We start from the raw sequence: 19,003 nt of genomic DNA on the forward strand, positions 1-19,003 counted from the left end.
CATGGTATGATTCCCAATCGTTTGACGAGTCAACTGTTGCTCTATCAAAAATGGCCGTTCACACCGCAGCCCACCATTCGAGTGGGCAAGTCTTACCGTTCCGGGAATCGCTTTTGGCGATGCTCGGCATCTCGTTTGTCACCATGCTGGTCGCGCTCGACCAGACCGTGGTCGGCACCGCGCTGCCTACAATCGTCGCCGAACTCAAGGGTTTCGAGCTTTATGCGTGGGTCGCGACGTCGTATCTGCTCACGTCGGTGATCACCGTGCCGATTTTCGGGCGCCTCGGCGACTATTACGGACGCAAGCCGTTCGTGATCGCGTCGATCATCGTGTTCACCGGCGCGTCCGTGTTGTGCGGCGTCGCGAACAACATGCTGTTTCTCGTGCTCGCTCGCGGCTTGCAGGGCATCGGCGGCGGCATGCTGGTCGGCACCGCCTTCGCGTGTATCGCCGATCTTTTTCCGGACTCCGTCGTGCGTCTGCGCTGGCAGGTGCTGATGAGTTCGGCATTCGGCATTGCCAATGCAATCGGCCCATCGCTTGGCGGCTTCCTGACGCAGTACTACGGTTGGCGCTCCGTCTTCTACGTAAATCTGCCTGTCGGCCTGCTGTCGCTGTTCTTCGTGTGGCGTTTCCTGCCGCATCTGCGACATGTGGAGCATGAAGGCAAGATGCGGCTCGACTGGCCCGGCGCCGTGCTGATCGCGGTGGCGCTCGGCTCGCTGCAACTGTTCGTCGAATTGCTGCCGAAGCATGGGCTCACATTGAGCGCATGCGCGTTGCTCGTGCTGAGCATCACCTCGGCGTATGCACTGTGGCAATGGGAGAAACGCTGCCCGACAGCAATCCTTCCCGTCGACATGTTCCGCAATCCGAGTCTCGCCGCGCTATTTACATTGGCGGTGCTCGGCGGCTTCACGATGTTCTCGCTGCTCTTCTATGCGCCGCTGCTGTTCCAGGGCGGCTTTGGCATGTCGCCGAAGGAAGCGGGCCTCGTCATCACGCCACTCGTCGTGTTCATTACGATCGGCAGCATTACCAATGGGCGCGTCATTTCGCGCGTGCGCAATCCGAACCTGATGCTGTATGTCGGCTTCGCGCTGCTCGCGCTCGCGTGTCTGGGCGTGGTCGTCGCAACGCGCTCCATGCCGCAGTGGCTACTCATGTCGTTCATGGTGCTCGGCGGGCTCGGCCTCGGTTTCGTTATGCCGAACCTGACGATCTTCGCGCAGCAGACGGCCGGTCGCGAGCACCTCGGCATTGCAACGGCGCTGCTGCAATCGCTGCGGATGATCGGCGGCATGATCGGCACGGCGCTCACCGGCACGCTGGTCAGCCATATGTACGCGAGCGGCGTGCGCAGCGCACTCGACAGCGAGCGCGCATCGCAATGGTTCACGGACCTGGGCGATCCACAGATTCTGATCAATCACGAAGCACAGGCACGCTTGCTCAGCGAACTCGCACAAGCCGGGCATAACGGCGCCATGCTTCTGGAAAGCGCGCGCGAAACGCTCGTCGCCGCAATTCATTTAGGTTTGGCAATGGCGGCAATCATCGCCGTGGTGTCGGTATGGCAAAGTCGCCGTGTTCCGCCGATCAAGCTTCAGCGCAAGCTGGAGCCGGTGATTCACGCCGACTGATTTCAGCTTTTGAGTTTCACTGAACCATCATGGAAGAACAGGACCGCATAGCCGTCATGCAGCAATTTGGACGCACGTACCGTACGTTCATGTCGGCGTTCGAGGCGCAAGTCGGCCACCCGCTGCCGCGCTGGCGCATCATGCTCGCGCTGCATGAGCAGGCGGGCGAGTCGTCGCAGAAGCGGCTTGTCGAGCGTTTGCGGGTCGATCCTGGCGCATTGACCCGCCAGTTAAAAGCGCTCGAAGGATTGGGCTGGATTGCGCGCAGCATGGACTCGCGCGATAACCGCGTGACCAACGTACGCCTGACTGAAGCGGGCTTGTCCGCAACCGAAGCGAGCCTGCCGCGCCGCAACGCCTTTTTGCACGACACAATGGCCGCGTTGCCGGACGATGCGCTGAACGCGCTGTCCGGCGCGCTAAAAATGCTGGAGGCGAGGATTGGCGAAGTGGTGTCCGCGACTAACGCCGGAGAAACAGCCGGCGACGTCACTGCTGACGACAGGCAGTCGCCCGTGAAGCAACGTGCTTGACGGTCGTCGATTGGCGCAGCGAGCAGGGCGTTAAGAGCACAAGCGGCGCGTCCCATCCCAACGCCGCTCGCCGCTCGCGAAACACCAGAACAATCAGAAGAAGGTTTCGATCACCTCGGTGACGCGATAAGCGGAGTCGAGCACCAGCACCTGGCGCCACTTATCGAAAGTCAGGCACGGGTGCGAGATGTCGAACGCGATCATGTCACCGACTTTCACATCGGCGCCCGCGGGAATCCGCAAGTACGCGTGCTGATCCATCAGGCCGAAAACCTCCCAGCCTTCGCTCGCCGCTATGTCGCGCGGCGCCGGATTGCCCGGCCGATAATGGCGGGCCGGTTCGGGCAGGCCCGCGTCGAACGCGGAGTCACGCTTGCCTAGACCGATGATTGCGCGATCCGGTTCGGGAATCGACTGCACATAGGCCCACAATTGCAACGCAGGCAGCAAGCCTTCGCCCATTTTTTTCGCGACTGGATTGCGCGCGAAGATATCCGTCTGCGCCTTGCGGTAAATGCCGACGTCATGTGTCAGATAGCAGCCGGGACGCAGCACGACCTCGACTTTGCCGGTTTCCGACGCCTTCACGAATTCCTCGGCGACCACGTCGTACCATGCGGAACCCGCGCCCGACAGGATAGCCGGCGTGCGATCGAAACGTCCTTCGTCGAGGAGCGCTCGCGTAACCGCGACCGCGCTTTGCAGAAACTCGCGGACTTCGTGTTCTTCCTTCAGCACGCCTTCGTATAGCTCAACACCGGCGAGCTTGAGCACGTCGGGATAACGCGCGATTGCTTCGAGCACCGCGTTACGCTGCGCTTCGTCGCGAACGCCAGTGCGGCCGCCCACGACGCCGAGTTCGAGCAGCACTTGCAATGGCTTTTTCACCGACGTGAAGAACTGCCCCAACTGCTCGACGCCATCAACTGAATCGACAAGGCAAAAGAACTCGAAGTCCGGGTCGCTCAGCAGCTCGGCGACCATCATCATGTTGCGGCGGCCCACCAGCTGATTCGCCATCAGCACGCGCGAGACGCCGCCGTGATAAGCCGCGCGAACCTGGTGCGCGGTGGCGAGCGTGATGCCCCACGCGCCGGTTTCCAGCTGACGACGGAACAGTTGCGGCGCCATGGTCGTCTTGCCGTGCGGCGCGAGCTTGACGCCGTATTCGGCAACGAACGCCTGCATCCAGTTCAAATTGTGCTCGACGCGATCGGCGTAAAGCACAGCGGCGGGCAGGCTCACGTCTTCGTTCAGCAGATTCCACTCGAGACGCGCAGCATCTGTGAGCTGGATGCTGGCGCCCGGAACCATGCCCAAGCCCTTGCTATAAGGATCAATCGTAGCGCCCTGATAGTTTGTAACTTTCATGTCTCCTGCTCCATCGTCCGGTTAAATTGCATCGAAGTTGACTTTAACATGTTACCGAAAGTACGATGGGCGAAGAAATGTTATTTAGTACCAAGCTAGGCCCGCACTCGCGCTGTGATTTAACCTGCAGCCATTGCGAGCCTTGGCGCGGTGATCCCCGGGCTGCAATGAACTCAACCGCCGAACCGCTGGCATTCGACATCGTCGCGCGCATCGCCGAATGCGCGCCGGGGTTGCGCTCGGCTGAGCGCAAGGTCGCCTCGCTGATCCTCGACGATCTGATGAGCGCATCGCGCGCCAGCATCGGCGCGCTCGCGCAGCAGGCGCAGGTGAGCGTCGCGACAGTCACGCGGTTTGCCAAGGCGGTGGGCTGCCGCGACGTCCGCGAGTTGAAGCTGCGGCTCGCACAGGCGGCCGCGGTGGGTCAGCGCTTCTTGCAACCGGGCACCGCGAACGACGCGCCCGAGCACATCGCAACCCGCGTGTTCGACGAACTGCAGACTGCGCTCGCGCACAATCATCAACTGTTGCGCCAGGCGCCGCTTGGGGATGCCGCAGCAGCGCTGCGGGCCGCGCGCATGATCTATGTGTTCGGCATGGGCGGCGGCTCGACCGCGCTCGCCGACGAAATGCGTTTTAGACTGGTGCGGTTGGGCCGGCCCGCGGCCACTTATCAGGACGGCTTGTTGCAGCGCATGGTCGCGAGCACTGTGTCGCGCGACAGCGTCGTGATCGCGCTGTCCACCACGGGCCGCGTGCCGGAGATGGTGGAGAACTGCAAAATCGCGCGCAGCTATGGCGCAACGGTGATCGCACTGACCGCCCCGGCATCGCCGTTGGCGAAGCTGGCCGACTGGGTCATCCCGATCGTCGCGTTTGAGACAGACTTCATTTACAAGCCGTCGTCGTCGCGTTACGCAATGATGATGGCACTCGATGTGCTCGTCACCGAACTTGCCGTCAGCCAGGGTGACGAGAGCCGCGAATTGCTACGCCGCATGAAGCACGCGCTCGACACGCACCGCGGCGGCGGCGATCGACAACCGTTAGGAGACTGATTCATGCACTCGCATCCCGAAGCCGCCGACACGCTGATCGTCGGCGCGCAACTGTATGACGGCACAGGCGCGCCGCCTGTCGAGCGCGACGTCGCGGTCCGCGACGGGCGCATCGTCGCGATCGGCAATCTGTCGAACTGGCTCGCCGAAGAAGTGATCGAGGCCGAAGGCCGGGCGCTGGCGCCGGGTTTTATCGACGTTCACACGCACGACGACACGCACGTGATCCGCTCACCGCAAATGCTGCCGAAAATCACGCAAGGCGTGACGACGGTGATCGTCGGCAATTGCGGCATTAGCGCGTCGCCGGTTGCGCTGAAGGGCGATCCACCCGACCCGATGAATCTGCTCGGCGAGCGCGACGCGTTCCAGTACCCGAGTTTCGCGGACTACGTGAAAGCCGTGAACGCGGCGCGTCCGGCAGTGAATGTCGGCGCGCTGATCGGGCACACCGCGTTGCGCAACAACCAGATGGACCGGCTCGACCGCGCGGCCACGCCGCAAGAGATCGAGGGCATGCGCGCGCAACTCGAAGAAGCGCTGGCCAACGGCGCGCTCGGGCTGAGTTCGGGACTCGCCTACGGCTCCGCGTTCGCCGCGCCGACCGAAGAAGTCATGGCGCTTGCCGAACCGCTCGCCGCCGCCGGCGCGCTGTACACCACGCATATGCGCACGGAGTTCGACGCGATTCTCGACGCGATGGACGAGGCGTATCGCGTGGGCCGTCACGCGCACGTGCCGGTGATCATCTCGCATCTGAAATGCGCGGGGCCGTCGAACTGGGGACGCAGCACCGAAGTGCTGAACTCGCTCGAAGGCGCGCGGCGTATGCAGCCTATCGGTTGCGATTGCTATCCGTACAACCGCAGTTCGTCGACGCTCGACCTGAAGCAGGTCACCGGCGACATCGACATCACGATTACGTGGTCGGAACCGCATCCGGAAATGGCCGGCAAGCTCGTCAAAGAGATTGCGGCCGAGTGGGGCGTCACGCAGCAGGAAGCGGGCAAGCGCCTGCAACCCGCGGGCGCGGTCTATCACAACATGTCCGAGGAAGACGTGCGGCGCATCCTGTCGCATCCCGCGACAATGGTCGGCTCGGACGGCTTGCCGAACGATCCGCTGCCGCATCCGCGCTTGTGGGGCGCGTTTCCGCGCGTGCTCGGCCATTACGCGCGCGACGCCGGTTTGCTGCCGCTCGAAGAAGCGGTGCGCAAGATGACGAGTCTGTCGGCGCGGCGCTTCGGCCTTGCGCAACGTGGCGAGGTGCACATTGGCTATCACGCCGACCTCGTGCTGTTCGACCCGGCGAAAGTGCGCGACGCGGCGACGTTTGAAAAGCCGCAACAGGCGGCCGACGGCATCGACGCAGTATGGGTGAACGGCGTGCTGACTTACCGCAACGGCGAAGTAACGGGTGAGCGCGCCGGACACTTCGTCGCGCGCGGCGCGGCGTCGAAAGGCGACGCGCAGGGCGCATTCTGATTATCCGATCGAACGATCTACCATGGCGCGCGCCGCAACGAGCACGCGCGCCCGACTTTTAAGGAGCATGACGATGAAGCGATATGGCGTTGAAGGCGGGAAGGGAACGGGCGGTCAGCATATGCCGTTTGCGCGTGCAGTCGAGGCGGACGGCTGGCTGTTCGTTTCCGGGCAAACGCCGATGGAAAACGGCGAAGTGATCAATGGCGGAATTGTCGAGCAATCGCACAAGGCGATCCAGAACGTATTCGCGATTCTGAAGGAAGCAGGCTACGGCGCCGAGCATGTGGTCCGCTGCGGCGTGTGGCTCGACGATCCGCGCGACTTCGCGTCGTTCAACAAGGTGTTCCGCGAATACTTCGGCGACAATCCGCCGGCGCGCGCATGTGTCGTTTCGTCGATGGTGATCGACTGCAAGGTCGAAGTGGATTGCGTCGCATACAAGAAGCCGACGGCTTGAAGCATCAGGTTTGCCGCGGGCGCGTGACTGAGAACCCGCGGCGATAGCGTGCTTGCTTACTGACGCGCGAGCCGCATGTTGTCCGGCATCGGCAGGTTGTAGTTGGTGCGGAACGGGTTGATATCGAGCCCGCCGCGCCGCGTATAACGCGCATAGACCGCGAGCTTGACCGGCTTGCACGCTTTCAGCACATCGATAAAGATTTTCTCGACGCACTGCTCGTGAAAACCCGTGTGATTACGGTACGAGATGATGTAGCGCAGCAAGCCCGCGTGATCGATCTGCGGGCCGACGTAGTGAATCTGCACGCTGCCCCAATCGGGTTGGCCGGTCACCGGACAATTCGACTTCAACAAATTCGAAAACAGCGTCTCCTCGACAGGCGCTTCGTCTAACGCCGCTTTCAGCAGCGAGGCGTCAGGGTGGTAGACGTCCGTGTCCAGGTCCAGCCGGTCGAGCGACATGCCCTCGAATTCTTCCATCTGCAATTTGCCGAAATCGTGCGGCGCCGTCAGATGAACCGAAACGGTCGCGCCGCAAGACGCCGATACGTCGCGCTTGATCGTGTCGCGCACCACGTCGATCGACTCAAACGCAGTCTGCGCGAACGAGCCGAGATACAGCTTGAACGACTTCGACTCGACGATGTTCGGCGACTCGGCGGGCACGAAGAAGGTCGCCACCGCGATTTGCGGTTTGCCGCGCTGATTCAGCCACGACAACTCATACGCGTTCCAGATGTCCGTGCCGAAGAACGGCAGTTGCGTGCCAATGCCGATCGCGTCGCGTGCGTTGCTGCGCGCAATCGGAAAGAGCAGCGAGGCGTCGTACTGTTCGGTGTAAGTGGAAGCCTTACCCAGCGGTGATTGTTCGGGTGTCATGATGCATTCACGATGCCACTCAGCACGTGCCCGGTCGCCGTCACGACGCGGGCCGATTCGCAATGGCCAATTTGGTCGTCGAAGAAAAAGTCCGGCTCGAACTCGCGCAAAAATGCGCTCTTGTCGAGGCCGCCGAGGAACATCGCTTCGTCGATTTCGATGTTCCAGGCCATCAGGGTTCGGATCGCGCGCTCGTGCGCGGGCGCCGAGCGGGCCGTCACCAATGCCGTACGAATATGCATGGGCGCGGCTTGATCCGCGAGTTTTTGCAGCCGGTGAAGCGCTTCGAGCAAGGGTTTGAGCGGCCCGTCGGCGAGCGGCAAATCCTTGTTGTGCGTCTCATGGCCGACGAACGCCCGCAGGCCGTCCTTCTGAAAAACGCGCTCCGCTTCGTCGGAAAATAGAACCGCGTCGCCGTCGAAAGCAATGCGGATTTCGTCCGGATACTTACTCGCCATTTTCGCCGATTCCGGCAGGACGCGTGCAGCCGGGAAACCTGCGGCCAGCGCGTCGCGCACGTCGTCCTGATTTGCCGAGAGAAACAGCGACGCGTTCAACGGCTTCAGATATCCGAACGGCGCACGGCCGCGCGTGAACACGCCGCGCTCGATGGCAAGCCCATGTTCGCGGCACGAATGAAATGCGCGCAGTCCGCTGATTGGATCGCTGCGCGACAGGATCACCACTTCCACATGATGACCGCCCGTGTTCAACGCCAGCAGTTTGCGGATCAGAGGAAACGCGACGCCGGGTTTGGCGGGCACCGTCAGCCGGTCGCGCTGCAGCGCTTCATACGTCTGTAGGTCGCCTTCTTCGTACACGCGGTTCTCTTCTTCGAAATCGAAGAGTGCGCGCGACGATATCGCCACCACCAGTTTGTCGACAAGCGAGAGGGCCATGTGCGCGTTTCAATCCACAAGGTCAGGCAAGAAACAGCCGATACACCGGATTGTGCGTCTCTTCCCAATGCGGATAACCGAGCGTGGCGAGGAAGCGCTCGAACTCCGCGTTGTCCGTCTGCGGCACCTGGATGCCGACGAGAATCGAGCTGTAGTCCGCGCCCTGATTACGGTAGTGGAAAAGGCTGATGTTCCAGTCAGGCGCCATCGACGAAAGAAACTTCATCAGCGCGCCCGGCCGCTCGGGAAACTCGAAGCGAAACAGGCGTTCGTCGTGCGCGAGCGGCGAGCGGCCGCCGACCATGTAACGGATATGCTGCTTCGAGAGCTCATCGAACGTCAGATCGACGGTGGCAAAGTTGTGCGCCTCGAAGGCGCCCGCAATCTGCGCCGATTCGCTGCGGTTCCGGATCTGCACGCCCACGAAAATGTGCGCGGACTCGGCCTGCGCGATCCGGTAATTGAATTCCGTGACGCTGCGCGTGCCCACCAGTTCGCAAAAGCGCCTGAAGCTGCCGCGCTCTTCGGGAATCGTCACCGCGAACACCGCCTCGCGCGCTTCGCCCACTTCCGCGCGCTCGGCCACGAAACGCATGCGGTCGAAGTTCATGTTCGCGCCCGAGGTGATCGCGATCAGCGTCTGGTTCTCGATGCCTTCGCGCTCCGCATACTGTTTGGCGCCCGCCACAGCGAGCGAGCCCGCCGGTTCGAGCACGCTGCGGGTGTCCTGAAAGACGTCCTTGATCGCGGCGCACAGCGCGTCGGTGTTCACGAGCAGCACGTCGTCCAGATATTCGCTGCACAGGCGGAAGGTTTCTTCGCCGACGAGCTTCACCGCGGTGCCGTCGGAGAACAGGCCGACTTCGTTTAGCGTGACGCGCTCGCCGGCTTTCAGCGATGCGGCCATCGCGCACGAGTCGTCGGTCTGCACGCCGATCACCTTGATCTCGGGACGCACCGATTTGACATACGCCGCGACACCCGCCGCGAGTCCGCCGCCGCCGATCGGCACGAAGATCGCGTGAATCGGGCCCTGATGCTGGCTCAGGATTTCCATGGCAACCGTGCCTTGCCCGGCGATCACATACGGATCGTCGAACGGATGCACGAAGGTCAGCCCGCGCTCTTCCTGCAGTTGCACTGCGTGGCCGTAGGCGTCGCTATACGACTCGCCGAACTGCACGACCTCGACGGTCGGGCCGCCATGCGCGCGCACCGCGTCGACCTTGACCTGCGGCGTGGTGACCGGGACCACGATGATCGCCTTCACGCCCATGCGCGCCGCAGACAGCGCCACGCCCTGCGCATGATTGCCCGCCGACGCGGTAATCACGCCGCGCGTGAGCGCCTCGGCGGGAATGTGCGCCATCTTGTTGTACGCGCCGCGCACCTTGAACGAGAACACCGGCTGGTTGTCCTCGCGCTTCAGATAGACCGGATTGCGCAGCCGCGCCGACAGTTGCGGCGCACGTTCGAGTTCGGTCTCGCGCGCCACGTCGTAGACGCGTGCGGTGAGGGTTTTCTTCAGATAGTCGTGGGAGGCCATGCGGGTGGCGCGATGCGCTTTGGAAGGCGGAAAAGCATCAATGATAGCGCCAACGCCGCATGCACTGCCCTCACGGGTCGCCGGGCAGCGCCCCGCCGCGCGCGGTCTAGAAGATATGCGGCGGCCTGCCGTCGGTGAGTTCGCGTGGCAGCGGTTCGTCGAGTTGCCATTCGACGTGCGGCAGCGCGAACAGGTCGCCGTGAAATTCGACCGGGCCCTCGCTCGTGAAAAGGCCATCGAGATAATCGAAGTTCAGCTGCGATGAGACGGCGCGCAACGCCGCGTCGACCGAATGCGACGGTTGCAGATCGAGCGGATCGACGTCGAGCCGCACGGTGTAGCGGTCGCCTTTCGTTTCCATGGCGCCGACGTCGATCAGCTTGCCGTCCGGGTTTTGCGCAATGACGCGCTCGCCGTTGGCAAACAGCCTGAACGTGGCCCGAAGCGCCGCGGACGCGGCGGGTTGCTTGGTTGCCATCGCGATTCTCCTTGTGATTTCGTGTCGCAGATGTGATTCAGCCGGCTTCCCCGACTTCCTTCGGGTCGGGCAGGTTCGTGGCGCCACCGGGCTTAGGCGGCGCGGGTTCGTTCCTGGCCGATTGCTTCTGTTCGTCGGAGAGACGCCGGTCGCCGGCAGTCGGGTCGTTCGGCGTTTGACGCGGCGGCGTCGGGCGGGCGGATTCGCTGGTCATCATGGGCTCCTGGTTGTGTCGATCGGTGAAAGTCGTGCTCAGTCCGGCGAGCGCGTGCGGTCGGCGTCGCTTTGCGTGCCGGGTTTCGTGTCGGGGCCCGCGTCCGGTGCGACGTCTTCCAGGCGTTGAGTCCCGGATTCCCCGTCGCGCCGGTCGTCCGAGCCGTCGCTGGGAATGTTCTCGGTATGGCCGGGCACCGGTTGTTGCTCGATATGCTCGGCGTTCTTCGTGTCGGGGTCGGACATCATGAGCCTCCGTAGATCGGTGGTTTCCTGTAGCCGACCAGCATCCGGCATGCCGCGTTCTTTGCGTTCGTCCGCATCTTCTGGCTGATGGAGACAAAAGTCGCCTCATCGATAGGAAACCATCGACGCCGCGCGGCCCGCGCCGCAGCGCGGCTTGGGCGCCGTCGAACCCGCCGCGCTCGCATTTCCACCTGCAACGCGTGGCGGGCCGATGCGGTAGAATTCCATTTTGGAATAAGGATCGGAAGATGCACTGGCAGCCTCGGATCGCCCACTTGATGCCCGCCCCGCGTGAGTCTTGTCCCGCGGCGGAGCGTCATGTCCGCCACGCACGATCGTGTAGCTGTATCTGAGCGCCGCGAAGCGACCGACGTGGGCAAGCCGTCGGTGGCGCTTCGCTCCCCAAGAAGATTTCCAAGCATTGCGCCCCACGCGCACCGTCAGCCGGCGCCTCGCCATGAGCGCGCAGGACTGACCCACCGAGTCGTCCAAACATGAACGCACCTCAAGTTTTCGATCCGCACGGAGCCGCCGCTGCGGTGGTCGCCGATCCCGAAGCGCGCCTGCGCGAAATTCCCTACAACTACACGTCGTTCTCCGACCGCGAAATCGTTATCCGCCTGCTAGGTGACGACGCATGGGCGGCGCTTGCCGAACTGCGTGCGGAACGCCGCACCGGCCGCTCGGCGCGCATGCTGTACGAAGTGCTCGGCGACATCTGGGTGGTGCGCCGCAATCCGTATTTGCAGGACGATCTGCTCGACAACCCGAAACGGCGCGCAATGCTGATCGAGGCGTTGCATCACCGTCTGTCGGAGATCGAGAAGCGCCGCCGCGCCGATCTGACCGAACATGGCGATGAAGCGGGCGTCGACCGTGCCGCGCGGGTGGAAACGCTGGTGCAGGCCGCGCGCCGCGCCGTCGACGAATTCGAAAGCGAGTTTCAGAAGACTTACGATCTGCGCCGCCGCGCAACGAAGGTGCTGGGCCGCGTCACCGAAAAAGACAACATCAAGTTCGACGGTTTGTCCCGCGTTTCGCACGTGACCGACGCGACAGACTGGCGCGTCGAGTATCCGTTCGTCGTTCTCACGCCGGATACCGAAGCCGAGATTGCCGGCATGATCAAGGCGTGTTTCGAGCTCGGGCTGACGGTGATTCCGCGGGGAGGCGGCACGGGTTACACGGGCGGCGCAGTGCCGCTCACGCCGTTCTCGGCCGTCATCAACACCGAAAAGCTCGAACAGCTCGGTGCGGTGGAAATGACCGAACTGCCGGGCGTCGACCGCAAAGTGCCGACCATTTTCTCGGGCGCAGGCGTGGTCACGCGGCGCGTGACCGAGGCGGCCGAGCAGGCCGGGTTCGTGTTCGCCGTCGACCCGACCTCGCTCGACGCATCTTGCGTCGGCGGCAACGTCGCGATGAACGCGGGCGGCAAGAAAGCGGTGTTGTGGGGCACGGCGCTCGACAACCTCGCCTGGTGGCGCATGGTCGACCCGGAGGGCAACTGGCTCGAAGTCACGCGTCTGGATCACAACTTGGGCAAGATTCACGATATCGAGGTCGCGCGCTTCGAACTCAAATGGTTCGACGGCAACCATGCGCCGGGCGAGAAGCTGCTGCGTACCGAGTCGCTCGACATCAAAGGCCGGGTGTTCCGTAAGGAAGGGCTCGGCAAGGACGTCACCGACAAGTTCCTGGCCGGCTTGCCCGGCGTGCAGAAGGAAGGCTGCGACGGTCTCATCACGTCCGCACGCTGGGTGCTGCACAAGATGCCCGCGCATACGCGCACCGTCTGCCTTGAATTCTTCGGCCAGGCGCGCGAGGCGATTCCGAGCATCGTCGAAATCAAGGACTACCTGTTCGAAACGTCGAAGCAGGGCGGCGCGATTCTCGCCGGTCTCGAACACCTCGACGAGCGCTATCTGCGCGCGGTCGGCTATGCGACCAAGAGCAAGCGCAACGCGTTTCCGAAGATGGTGCTGATCGGCGACATCGTCGGCAACGACGCGGACGCGGTCGCGCAAGCCACGTCCGAAGTGGTGCGCATGGCCAACGGCAAGAGCGGCGAAGGCTTCGTCGCGGTGAGCGCCGAGGCGCGCAAGCGCTTTTGGCTCGACCGCAGCCGTACCGCCGCAATCGCAAAGCACACGAACGCGTTCAAGATCAACGAAGACGTGGTGATCCCGCTCGACCGCATGGGCGAGTACACGGACGGCATCGAGCGTATCAACATCGAGTTGTCGATCAAGAACAAGCTCCAACTGGTCGACGCGCTCGAAGCGTTCTTCCAGGCTGGCAAGCTGCCGCTCGGCAAGAGCGACGACGCCAACGAAATTCCGAGCGCGGAACTGCTGGAAGACCGCGTTCAGCAGGCGCTGGATCTGCTGAAGCGCGTCCGCACGCGTTGGGAATTCCTGCGCGACAAACTCGATCTGTCGTTGCGTGAAGCGCAGCACTATCTGGTCGGTCTGGGCTACGAAGCGCTCGCGGAGAAATTCGCCGACCGTGTCGACGCGCAAACCGGCGCCACGGTGTTCGACGTCACGCAGGACCGCACCATCCGCGTGTCCTGGAAGCAGGAGATTCGCGCCGAGTTGCGGCAAATCTTCAACGGCGGCGAGTTCAAGCCGATCCTCGACGAAGCGCAGGCGATCCACAAGCAGGTGCTGCGTGGCCGCGTGTTCGTCGCGCTGCACATGCACGCGGGCGACGGCAACGTGCACACGAACCTGCCGGTGAACTCGGATAACTACGAGATGCTGCAGGACGCCCACACTGCGGTCGCGCGCATCATGAAGCTCGCCCGCTCGCTCGACGGCGTGATTTCCGGCGAGCACGGCATCGGCATTACCAAGCTCGAATTCCTGACCGACGACGAAATCGGCGAATTCCGCGCATATAAACAGCGCGTCGATCCGCATGGCCGCTTCAACGCGGGCAAGCTGCTCGAAGGCGCCGATCTGCGTAATGCCTACACGCCGAGCTTCGGCCTGATGGGCTACGAATCGCTGATCATGCAGCAGTCCGACATCGGGGCGATTTCCGAGTCCATCAAAGACTGCCTGCGCTGCGGCAAGTGCAAGCCGGTGTGCGCGACGCACGTGCCGCGCGCGAACCTGCTGTACAGCCCGCGCAACAAGATTCTCGCGACTTCGCTGCTGGTCGAGGCGTTCCTGTATGAGGAGCAGACGCGCCGCGGCGTGTCGATCAAGCATTGGGACGAGTTCAACGACGTCGCCGATCACTGCACCGTGTGTCACAAATGCGTGACGCCGTGCCCGGTGAAGATCGACTTCGGTGACGTGACCATGAACATGCGCAACCTGCTGCGCAAGATGGGCAAGAAGAAGTTCAATCCGGGCAACGCGGCCGGCATGTTCTTCCTCAACGCAACGAATCCGCAGACCATCAACCTCGCTCGTACGGCGATGATGGGTATCGGCTACAAGGCGCAGCGCCTCGGTAACGACGTGCTGAAAAAGTTTGCGAAGAAGCAGACGGCGCACCCGCCCGCAACCGTCGGCAAGCCGCCGGTCACGCAGCAGGTGATCCACTTCATGAACAAGAAGATGCCGGGCAATCTGCCGAAGAAAACCGCGCGCGCGTTGCTCGATATCGAGGACAACAAGATTGTCCCGATCATCCGCAATCCGAAGACGACCACGGCCGATACAGAAGCGGTGTTCTACTTCCCCGGCTGCGGTTCCGAGCGGCTCTTCTCGCAAGTCGGCCTCGCGACGCAGGCCATGTTGTGGGAAGCGGGCGTGCAAACGGTGTTGCCGCCGGGCTACCTGTGCTGCGGCTATCCGCAGCGCGGCTCCGGGCAGTACGACAAGGCCGAACAGATCGTCACCGACAATCGCGTACTGTTTCACCGTGTAGCCAATACGCTGAACTACCTCGACATCAAGACGGTGGTGGTGTCGTGCGGCACGTGTTACGACCAGCTCGCCGGTTATGAATTCGACAAGATTTTCCCGGGCTGCCGGATCATCGACATTCATGAGTTCCTGCTGGAAAAGGGCATGAAGCTCGACGGCGTGAACGGCGTGCGTTACATGTATCACGACCCTTGCCACACGCCGATCAAGACGATGGATCCGGTCAAACTCGTCAACTCGCTGATGGGTTCGGAGAAAGACGGCTACAAGATCGAGAAGAACGATCGCTGCTGTGGTGAGTCGGGCACGCTCGCGGTTACGCGTCCTGACATTTCGACGCAGGTGCGTTTCCGCAAGGAAGAGGAAATCCGCAAGGGCGCTGCGAAGTTGCGCGGCATTCCTCTGCTCGCCGAAGCCGGCGCGAACGCGATCAACCCGGCCAATGCATCGGCCGGCACGGCGGGCGCGGCGAACGGCTCGGTGCTGAAGGCCGGCGACGGTCCGCAGCCGAAGGGCGCCACCGACGTGAAGATCCTGACGAGCTGCCCGTCCTGCCTGCAAGGCTTGTCGCGTTACAACGAAGACGCGGGCATCGAGGCGGATTACATCGTCGTCGAAATGGCGCGTCACGTGCTCGGAGAAGACTGGATGGTCGACTACGTGCAGCGGGCGAACAATGGCGGAATCGAGCGCGTGCTGGTTTAATGGCACGACTGACGATTTTTGCCTGAGGACGACGATGGACTGCGTTTTTTGCCGTGAAGATGGCGGCGATGTGCTGTGGCAGGACGACACCTTGCGCGTCGTCCTTGCCGACGAACACGATTACCCGGGTTTTTGCCGCGTGATCTGGAATGAGCATGTGGCGGAGTTCTCGGACCTCGACGCCGCCGGCCGCGATCGCGTAATGAAGGCTGTCTACGCCGTGGAACGCGCCATGCGGCGCATCCTGCAGCCGGCCAAGGTGAATCTCGCGAGCCTCGGCAACCAGGTGCCGCATGTGCACTGGCACGTCATTCCGCGTTTCTCGAACGACGCGCATTTCCCGCTGCCCATCTGGGCGCCGCGTCAGCGCACGGTGTCCGAGGCAATGCTTTCGTCACGCCGCGCACAAGCCACCCTGTTGCGCGAAGCGGTGCGGCAGGAAATCGAACAGGCTCTTGGCTGAGCGCCACTAACCATTCCTTCGCGCCGCGCCGTTTCAAAGGCGACTTGTGGTGCGGCGGCGCTTTCTAAAGAGGCCATGATGAGCGGATTGACTCCCGATACCCCGGTGCCGACCGGCGTCGTCGTGCATTCCAAGTCGCGCGTGCTGGAACTGCAGTACGCAAGCGGCGAATCGTATCGGCTGCCGTTCGAACTGCTGCGTGTGTATTCGCCGTCGGCGGAAGTGCAGGGCCACGGCCCCGGCCAGGAAACGCTGCAAACCGGAAAGCGCGACGTCACGATCACGATGATCGAGGGCGTGGGCAACTACGCGATCCAGCCGACATTCTCCGACGGGCACTCCACCGGCATCTATTCGTGGGACCTGCTCTACGACATGGCGCGGCGCCAGGACGAACTCTGGCGCGCGTATCTCGACAGACTGGCGACGGCGGGCGTCGACCGCGACGCGCCAATGCCTTCACCTGGCGCTGCGCACGGCCACCGTCACTGATACGATTCGCCTGACCCGCTGCACTGATGCGGCGCAACATTTCAGAATACGCGAAAGGACAAGCGCGATGAGCAAAACCCACTTCGGCTTTCAATCGGTCGACGAACAGGAAAAGGCGCAGAAGGTGGCGGGCGTGTTCCACTCGGTTGCCGCCAACTACGACTTGATGAACGACCTGATGTCGGGCGGATTGCACCGGGCGTGGAAGATGTTCACGATCGCCCAGGCCAACGTGCGGCCGGGCTACAAGGTGCTCGACATCGCGGGCGGCACGGGCGATCTGTCCAAAGCGTTTGCAAAGCAGGCCGGCGAAACCGGCGAGGTGTGGCACACGGACATCAACGAATCCATGCTGCGCGTCGGCCGCGACCGTTTGCTCGACAAGGGCGTGATCACACCGGCGCTGCTCTGCGACGCCGAGAAGATCCCTTTCCCGGACAATTACTTCGACGTCGTGACCGTGGCATTCGGCTTGCGCAATATGACGCATAAGGACGTTGCGCTGGCGGAAATGCGCCGCGTCCTGAAGCCGGCAGGCCGTCTGCTCGTTCTCGAGTTCTCGAAGGTATGGGATCCGTTGAAAAAAGCCTACGATGTCTATTCGTTCAAGGTCTTGCCGTGGCTCGGCGAGCGCTTTGCGAAAGACGCGGAAAGCTACCGTTACCTCGCGGAGTCGATCCGGATGCATCCGGATCAGGAAACCTTAAAAACAATGATGGAACAAGCCGGCCTGGATGGCGTCAAATATTACAATTTGTCAGCTGGCGTGGTAGCTTTACATGTGGGGACCAAATACTAGGGTTCCTAACCCATCGTTTTTAAAGGAAAGTGCCAAAATGTCCGATTCAGCCGTGTTATCTCCCCGTAAGGTGAAGCGGTCGCTGGCGAGACGAATCGGACTGATCGCGATGGTCGGCCTGATCGTGGCCGGCTCCGTCGCCTCGCTCGATGCGGAAGCTCGTCGCATGGGCGGTGGCCGTAGTTTTGGCCGTCAGTCGAACACCGTTCAGCAACAGGCTGCGCCGTCGCAGCCTTCCCCGTCCAATCAGGGCATGCAGCGCGCGCAACCGGCGCCCGCGCCTGCGCCGGCGCCTGCCCCGCAACCTAACCGCTCGCGCTGGCTCGGCCCGATCGCGGGTCTGGCAGCCGGTCTCGGTATCGCGGCACTGCTGTCGCACTTCGGTCTGGGCGGTGCGTTTGCTGGCGCAATGGCCAATATCATCGTCATTGCGTTGCTCGCCATGGTCGGCATCTGGCTGATCCGCCGCTTCATGGGCCGCAAGCGCGATACGTCGCAGCCGGCTTACGCGGGTCAGTCGCCGTCGCTGAATTCGGGTGCCACGGGCTACACGCAGGAGCCGCGCTACAGCGCGCCGCCTACGGGCTCGTATCTCGAACCGCAGGGCAATCCGCTGACCACGCCGTCCATCAATACAACGCCGAGCGTGCCGGCGGGCTTCGATTCCGAAGCGTTCCTGCGTAACGCGAAGGTGTACTTCGTGCGTCTGCAGGCCGCATGGGACGTCGGCAATATCGACGATATCCGCGAATTCACCACGCCGGAGATGTTCGCGGAGATCCGCGTCGACCTCGCTTCGCGCGGCGCCGAAACGAATCAGACAGACGTCGTTCAGCTCAACGCCGATCTGTTGGGCGTGGAAGAACGTGCAAACGAATACTTCGCGAGCGTGCGCTTCTCCGGCCTGATTCGCGAAACGCCGGGTGCGGCGGCGCAGCCGTTCGTCGAAGTGTGGAACCTGTCGAAAGCGAACCGTCCGGGCGAAGGCTGGCTGCTGGCGGGCATTCAGCAGCTCGCGCAGCATTGAGATGGCGCGGGCTCGCGGCGCTGCTTGCCCCGCGTCCGCGTGCAATGTTGACCTCCGGCCGGCCCGCAGTTAGCCGTTCAGCCGAGCAAGCTGCGAAGCGAACGGACGTTACAATAGGAACCCGCGCGAGCACTCGCTTGCGCGGGTTTTTTCTTGCCACTTTCAATGACCCTCGCCGCCAAGCCTTTCGCTGCTGCTGTCAATCATCTGCTCGCCCGCGAATCGTGGGCCCGTGAGCGCCTCGCCCCTTATGCGGGCAGGACCGCCAGACTGTCGTCGCCACCTGTCGTGCTGATGCTGCTGGTGCAGCCGGACGGCTATCTGACTACGCTCGGCGCAAGCGACGCCCAACAGTTCGACGTGACCATCTCGGTCCCGTCCGACGCGTTGCCCGCGTTCGTGCAGGGCGGCCAGGCGGCTGTCATGAAACACGTGAAGATCGAAGGCGACGCGGAGTTCGCCACGGTCATTGCCCACCTCGCCGAGCATTTGCGCTGGGAACCGGAGGAGGATCTGGCGAAGCTGATCGGCGACGGCCCCGCGTGGCGGGTTGCGTCGATCGTGCGCACGGTCGGCGAACATGTCCAGCGCACCGGCCGCAATCTGCTCGATACGGCCACCGAATATCTGCTCGACGAGAATCCTCAGCTCGTGCGCCGCGCCGCGCTGCAAGATTTCAACGCCGAGCTGGCGCAGGCCCGCGACGCGTTGGCGCGAGTGGAAAAACGTATCCAGCGTCTTGAACAGAAGGTCGAAGCCCACGGCGCAGTTGTGCCGGGCGGCGCCGCCACGTTGCGCGGCACGCGCTAGTCACCGG

At 63.0% G+C, this 19,003-nt stretch carries 18 protein-coding genes; 11 read left to right on the top strand and 7 right to left on the bottom strand.

Annotation, left to right across the window (positions count from 1 at the left end; all coding sequences use genetic code 11):
- The first annotated feature begins 50 nt into the window (after positions 1-50).
- Together J2W46_RS23830 and J2W46_RS23835 are read left to right on the top strand one after the other, a co-directional pair.
- Positions 51-1,646: an MDR family MFS transporter gene (locus J2W46_RS23830; protein WP_310356709.1), complete on the top strand. Its 1,596-nt coding sequence runs from the start codon at positions 51-53 to the stop codon at positions 1,644-1,646.
- A 29-nt stretch (positions 1,647-1,675) separates the two neighbouring features.
- A complete protein-coding gene (locus J2W46_RS23835; RefSeq protein ID WP_310356712.1) occupies positions 1,676-2,179 on the top strand; it encodes a MarR family winged helix-turn-helix transcriptional regulator in 504 nt (167 codons plus the stop codon).
- Positions 2,180-2,272: 93 nt separating this feature from the next.
- Here the strand turns inward: J2W46_RS23835 and J2W46_RS23840 are convergent, their stop codons facing one another.
- Positions 2,273-3,550, bottom strand: a complete 1,278-nt coding sequence (locus tag J2W46_RS23840; protein WP_020066930.1) for an amino acid deaminase — start codon at positions 3,548-3,550, stop codon at positions 2,273-2,275.
- A gap of 167 nt (positions 3,551-3,717) precedes the next feature.
- On the opposite strand from J2W46_RS23840, the gene J2W46_RS23845 reads away from it, so the two are divergent.
- The 3 genes from J2W46_RS23845 to J2W46_RS23855 all read left to right on the top strand — a co-directional run bounded on the left by J2W46_RS23845 (position 3,718) and on the right by J2W46_RS23855 (position 6,553).
- Positions 3,718-4,608, top strand: coding sequence for a MurR/RpiR family transcriptional regulator (locus J2W46_RS23845; RefSeq protein WP_204522763.1), 891 nt, complete (start codon positions 3,718-3,720; stop codon positions 4,606-4,608).
- Positions 4,609-4,611: 3 nt separating this feature from the next.
- Positions 4,612-6,093: an N-acyl-D-amino-acid deacylase family protein gene (locus J2W46_RS23850; RefSeq protein WP_087754741.1), complete on the top strand. Its 1,482-nt coding sequence runs from the start codon at positions 4,612-4,614 to the stop codon at positions 6,091-6,093.
- 73 nt (positions 6,094-6,166) lie between these two features.
- On the top strand, positions 6,167-6,553 hold the full coding sequence (locus J2W46_RS23855; protein WP_020066927.1) for a RidA family protein: 387 nt from the start codon (positions 6,167-6,169) through the stop codon (positions 6,551-6,553).
- Between the two features lie 56 nt (positions 6,554-6,609).
- Here J2W46_RS23855 and queF read toward each other — a convergent pair whose 3' ends face one another.
- The 6 genes from queF to J2W46_RS23885 all read right to left on the bottom strand — a co-directional run bounded on the left by queF (position 6,610) and on the right by J2W46_RS23885 (position 10,819).
- On the bottom strand, positions 6,610-7,434 hold the full coding sequence (gene queF / locus J2W46_RS23860) for an NADPH-dependent 7-cyano-7-deazaguanine reductase QueF (protein ID WP_310356722.1): 825 nt from the start codon (positions 7,432-7,434) through the stop codon (positions 6,610-6,612).
- The gene (locus J2W46_RS23865; protein WP_020066925.1) at positions 7,431-8,333 is read right to left on the bottom strand and encodes a 5'-nucleotidase; all 903 of its coding nucleotides are present in this window, start codon (positions 8,331-8,333) and stop codon (positions 7,431-7,433) included. Before J2W46_RS23865 ends, queF begins: the two co-directional genes overlap by 4 nt.
- A gap of 22 nt (positions 8,334-8,355) precedes the next feature.
- Positions 8,356-9,921, bottom strand: coding sequence for a threonine ammonia-lyase, biosynthetic (ilvA, locus tag J2W46_RS23870; protein WP_374726862.1), 1,566 nt, complete (start codon positions 9,919-9,921; stop codon positions 8,356-8,358).
- A gap of 64 nt (positions 9,922-9,985) precedes the next feature.
- Positions 9,986-10,357 carry a hypothetical protein gene (locus J2W46_RS23875; RefSeq protein WP_020069618.1) on the bottom strand — a complete coding sequence of 124 codons (372 nt, stop codon included), beginning with the start codon at positions 10,355-10,357 and terminating at the stop codon, positions 9,986-9,988.
- A 37-nt stretch (positions 10,358-10,394) separates the two neighbouring features.
- A complete protein-coding gene (locus J2W46_RS23880; protein WP_310356726.1) occupies positions 10,395-10,571 on the bottom strand; it encodes a hypothetical protein in 177 nt (58 codons plus the stop codon).
- Between the two features lie 38 nt (positions 10,572-10,609).
- Positions 10,610-10,819, bottom strand: a complete 210-nt coding sequence (locus tag J2W46_RS23885) for an MARCKS-like protein (RefSeq protein ID WP_256971896.1) — start codon at positions 10,817-10,819, stop codon at positions 10,610-10,612.
- Between the two features lie 491 nt (positions 10,820-11,310).
- Here J2W46_RS23885 and J2W46_RS23890 point away from each other — a divergent pair, with 491 nt between their 5' ends.
- The 6 genes from J2W46_RS23890 (at position 11,311) to J2W46_RS23915 (ending at position 18,996) form a co-directional block, all read left to right on the top strand.
- Positions 11,311-15,405, top strand: coding sequence for a DUF3683 domain-containing protein (locus J2W46_RS23890; protein ID WP_020069621.1), 4,095 nt, complete (start codon positions 11,311-11,313; stop codon positions 15,403-15,405).
- 34 nt (positions 15,406-15,439) lie between these two features.
- Positions 15,440-15,868: an HIT family protein gene (locus J2W46_RS23895; protein ID WP_020069622.1), complete on the top strand. Its 429-nt coding sequence runs from the start codon at positions 15,440-15,442 to the stop codon at positions 15,866-15,868.
- 78 nt (positions 15,869-15,946) lie between these two features.
- Positions 15,947-16,360, top strand: coding sequence for a DUF971 domain-containing protein (locus J2W46_RS23900; protein WP_310356731.1), 414 nt, complete (start codon positions 15,947-15,949; stop codon positions 16,358-16,360).
- A gap of 67 nt (positions 16,361-16,427) precedes the next feature.
- Positions 16,428-17,159, top strand: a complete 732-nt coding sequence (gene ubiE, locus J2W46_RS23905; RefSeq protein WP_020069624.1) for a bifunctional demethylmenaquinone methyltransferase/2-methoxy-6-polyprenyl-1,4-benzoquinol methylase UbiE — start codon at positions 16,428-16,430, stop codon at positions 17,157-17,159.
- A gap of 37 nt (positions 17,160-17,196) precedes the next feature.
- Positions 17,197-18,186 carry a Tim44 domain-containing protein gene (locus tag J2W46_RS23910; RefSeq protein ID WP_087750880.1) on the top strand — a complete coding sequence of 330 codons (990 nt, stop codon included), beginning with the start codon at positions 17,197-17,199 and terminating at the stop codon, positions 18,184-18,186.
- Between the two features lie 165 nt (positions 18,187-18,351).
- Positions 18,352-18,996 (top strand): ubiquinone biosynthesis accessory factor UbiJ, encoded by a 645-nt coding sequence (locus J2W46_RS23915; RefSeq protein WP_020069626.1) that lies wholly within the window; start codon positions 18,352-18,354, stop codon positions 18,994-18,996.
- Positions 18,997-19,003: the final 7 nt, after the last annotated feature.

It is taken from the genome of Paraburkholderia strydomiana (assembly GCF_031456815.1).
In the GTDB taxonomy this organism is placed as follows: domain Bacteria; phylum Pseudomonadota; class Gammaproteobacteria; order Burkholderiales; family Burkholderiaceae; genus Paraburkholderia; species Paraburkholderia caledonica.